This is a genomic window from Amaricoccus sp. (assembly GCF_017995835.1).
GTDB lineage: Bacteria > Pseudomonadota > Alphaproteobacteria > Rhodobacterales > Rhodobacteraceae > Amaricoccus.
Window position 1 is genome coordinate 1 of record NZ_JAGOID010000182.1, and the last position, 3,500, is coordinate 3,500.

The window sequence follows — 3,500 nt, forward strand, 5'->3', positions numbered from 1 at the left end:
GCGTCAAGACCGCCTATCTCACCCTCGCCGATGGCCGTCACGTCGATGCGGCGGTCGGCGACCTCGCCCTCGGCTCCGGCGCGCCGGAGGCGCCGCCCGCGCGCCTGCCCGAAGGCCGGCTGACCGAGCCCTTCGCCCTCCTGCCCTGGCCCGTCCGGATCGAGCTGCGGCCCGGCGAGACGCCCCTCGCTCTGACCCCCGCCGCCGGGACTGCGCGCGAGGATCTGCTGGCGCTGTCCGAGGCGGGAGCGCTGCACCACCGGCTCTTCGGGGCCGCGCCCGCGGCGGTCTCGCTCTCGCCGGTCCCCGGCGGCCGCGCGGTGGAGTTCGCGCGCGACACGGGTCTCGCGGCCGGGGCCTATCGCCTCGGCTTCGCGCCCACGATCCGGCTGGAGAGCAGTGACGCCGACGGCCGCCGCCACGGGCTCGTCGCGCTCATCCAACTGCTCCACGGCGCGACCGAGAGCGCCGAGGTCTTCCGCTTTCCCGCCTCCGGGGTCATCGAGGATGCGCCCCGCCACGACTGGCGCGCCTGTCATCTCGACGTCTCGCGGCACTTCTGGCCGGTGAGCGACGTCCGCCGCTTCCTCGACATCCTCGCCTGGTACCGGATGAACGTCTTCCACTGGCATCTGACCGACGACGAGGCCTGGCGCTTCGAGGTTCGCGCCTTTCCCGAACTCACCGCCATCGGGGCCACGCGCGGCGCCGACGCGCGACTGCTCCCGCAGCTCGGCGATCCTTCGGCCTCGCGGACGGATTTCTACACCCAGGCCGAGCTCCGCGAGGTCGTCGCCCACGCCGCGCGGCTCGGGATCGAGGTGGTGCCCGAGATCGAGACGCCGGGCCACGCCACCGCCATGCTCGCCGCCCTGCCCCACCTCGTCGACGCGGGCGAGCCGGCGGAGAGCTACCACTCGGTGCAGGGCTATCCGAACAACGCGCTGAACCCGGCGGTGGAGGCCACCTACGAGGTGCTCGCCACCATCCTCGACGAGATGGTGGAGATCTTCCCCTCGTCCCGCATCCATATCGGCGGCGACGAGGTGGCGGACAATTCCTGGCTGGCCTCGCCCCTCGCCCACGCGCTGATGGAGCGCGAAGGCCTCGCCGGCACCTTCGAACTGCAGGCCTGGTTCCTGCGCCGGCTCAAGGGGATGCTGACCGAGCGCAACCGCGTCCTCGTCGGCTGGAACGAGGTCGCGCACGGCGGCGGCGTGGCGCCGGAGGGAACGATCCTGATGGCCTGGCAGAGCCCGGCGGTCGGGATCGCCCTCGCGCGTGAGGGCTACGACGTGGTGATGACGCCGGGACAGGCCTATTATCTCGACATGGCCCAGTCACCGGCCTGGCTGGAACCCGGCGCCGGCTGGGCGGGTTCCTCGACGCCCGCGCAGACCTATGCCTACGAGGCGGTCGAGGGCTTCCCGGAGGAACTGCGCGCGAAGGTCAAGGGCGTCCAGGCCTGCATCTGGTGCGAGCATTTCCACGACCGCGAATATTTCAACGACCTGGTCTTCCCGCGACTCGCCGCGGTGGCCGAGGCGGCCTGGACCCCGGCCGCGGCCAAGGACTGGCCGCGCTTCGCCGCGCAGGCCCGGCGGCACCCGGGCCTGTGAACCCGATCAGCGAAGGAACGATCATGCCGCGCATCGCCGTCGGTGGCATCCACACCGAATGCTCCACCTCCTCTCCCGCGCTGATGCACGAGGAGGATTTCCACGTCCTGCGCGGGCCCGACCTGCTCGGGGCCGCCTATTTCGACTTCCTCCCCCGCGAGGGGGTTGAACCCGTCCCGCTGCTCCACGCCCGCGCGGTGCCCGGCGGACCGGTGGCGCGCGCCACCTACGACGCCTTCAAGGCGGAATTCCTCGACCGGCTGGCACGCGCGCTGCCGCTCGACGGGGTCTATCTCGCCATGCACGGGGCGATGCATGTCGCGGGGATGGAGGACGCCGAAGGCGACTGGATCGCCGCCGTGCGCGCCGTTGTCGGCCCCGACCTGCCGATCGCGACGAGCTATGACCTGCACGGCAACGTCACCCAGCGGATCGTCGACGCCATCGACATCTTCTCCGCCTATCGCACCGCCCCGCATATCGACGTGCGCGAGACGATGCGGGCCGCCTGGGAGATGCTGCTCCGCCGCCTATCGGGCGACGAGCGCCCCGGCGTCGTCTGGGTGCCCGTGCCACTGCTGCTCCCCGGCGAGCGCAGCTCGACCGAGGACGAGCCGGCCCGCTCGCTCTATGCCGCCTTGCCGGAATTCGACCGCCGCCCGGGCGTCTGGAAGGCGGATCTGATGATCGGCTATGTCTGGGCGGACGAACCCCGGGCCACCGCCGCCGCCGTCGTCACCGGCACCGACCTCACGGCCACCCGCGCCGCCGCCGAGGAGATCGCCGCCCGCTTCTGGGCCGCGCGCGACGACTTCCGCTTCGGCCCCGTCACCGGCCCGCTCGCCGAGATGCTCGACCGCGCGGCGGCCTCCGCCACCGCGCCGGTCATCCTCGCGGACTCCGGCGACAACCCGACCGGGGGCGGTGTCGGTGACCGTGCGGACGTGCTCGCCGCGCTGATCGCCCGCGATTGGAAAGGCGCGCTGATCGCCGGCATCACCGACGCGCCCGCGGTCGCGGCCTGCTTCGCCGCCGGCGAGGGCGCGGACCTCGCGCTCCGGATCGGCGCGACCCTCGACCCCGCCGGCGTCTCGATCACCACGCAGGCGCGCGTGCTCCGGCTCGATGACCCCGGAACCGAGCCCGAGCGGCAGGCGGTGGTGGCCATCGGCGGCGTCACCCTCGTTCTCGCCGCCCGTCGGCGACCCTACCACGGCATCGCCGACTTCACCCGCCTCGGCCTCGACCCCAAGGGCGCGCGGCTCCTCGTGGTGAAATCGGGCTATCTCTCGCCCGAACTCGCGCCCATCGCCAACCCCGGCCTCATGGCCCTGACCGATGGATCGGTGAACCAGGACATCGCCAACCTGCCCAACCACCGCCGCCGGTTGCGCCGGCTCCCCTATGATCCGGATGCCGCCTTCGCGCCGAAGGGGCTGGCCTCGGCCCGTTTCATCCGCTGATGCGAACCCAAGACTGATGCCCTTTCTCGGAATCCTCCGGCACCATCCAGTGGCGCGCGCCTGCGCCGCCGGGATCTTCCTCTTCGGCTTCGCCGGCGCCGCTACCTCGCCCTACCAGCCGGTGATCGCGATCCGCGAACTCGGCATGTCCAACGCCGCCTATTCGCTGGTCATCTTCGCCGCCGCCGTGGCGAACGTGCTCGCCAGCGTCGGCATCGGCCTTGTCGCCGACCGCCGCGCCAGCTATCGCCTTCCGCTCATCATCACCACCGGCCTCGGCGCGGCCGGCTTCGTGACCGTCTATTTCCTGCCGTCGGCGCTGGTTCTGGGCCTCGTCATGGTCGGTCCGGTCGCGATCTACGGCGCCTCGAACGCCCTCTATTTCGCCAAGGTCAAGAGCCACGAGGCCGAGTTCACC

3 protein-coding genes are annotated in these 3,500 nt (G+C 72.1%); all 3 read left to right on the plus strand.

All coding sequences use genetic code 11. The annotated features are described in order from the left end of the window. A partial coding sequence (locus KBA23_RS16325; protein WP_290743197.1) for a family 20 glycosylhydrolase occupies positions 1 to 1,619 on the plus strand: 1,619 nt, incomplete at its 5' end. Between the two features lie 23 nt (positions 1,620 to 1,642). Next, complete coding sequence (locus tag KBA23_RS16330) at positions 1,643 to 3,082, plus strand: M81 family metallopeptidase (protein ID WP_290743200.1); 1,440 nt, start codon at positions 1,643 to 1,645, stop codon at positions 3,080 to 3,082. A gap of 16 nt (positions 3,083 to 3,098) precedes the next feature. Next, positions 3,099 to 3,500: hypothetical protein (locus KBA23_RS16335; protein ID WP_290743203.1), on the plus strand; the 402-nt coding region annotated here is incomplete at its 3' end.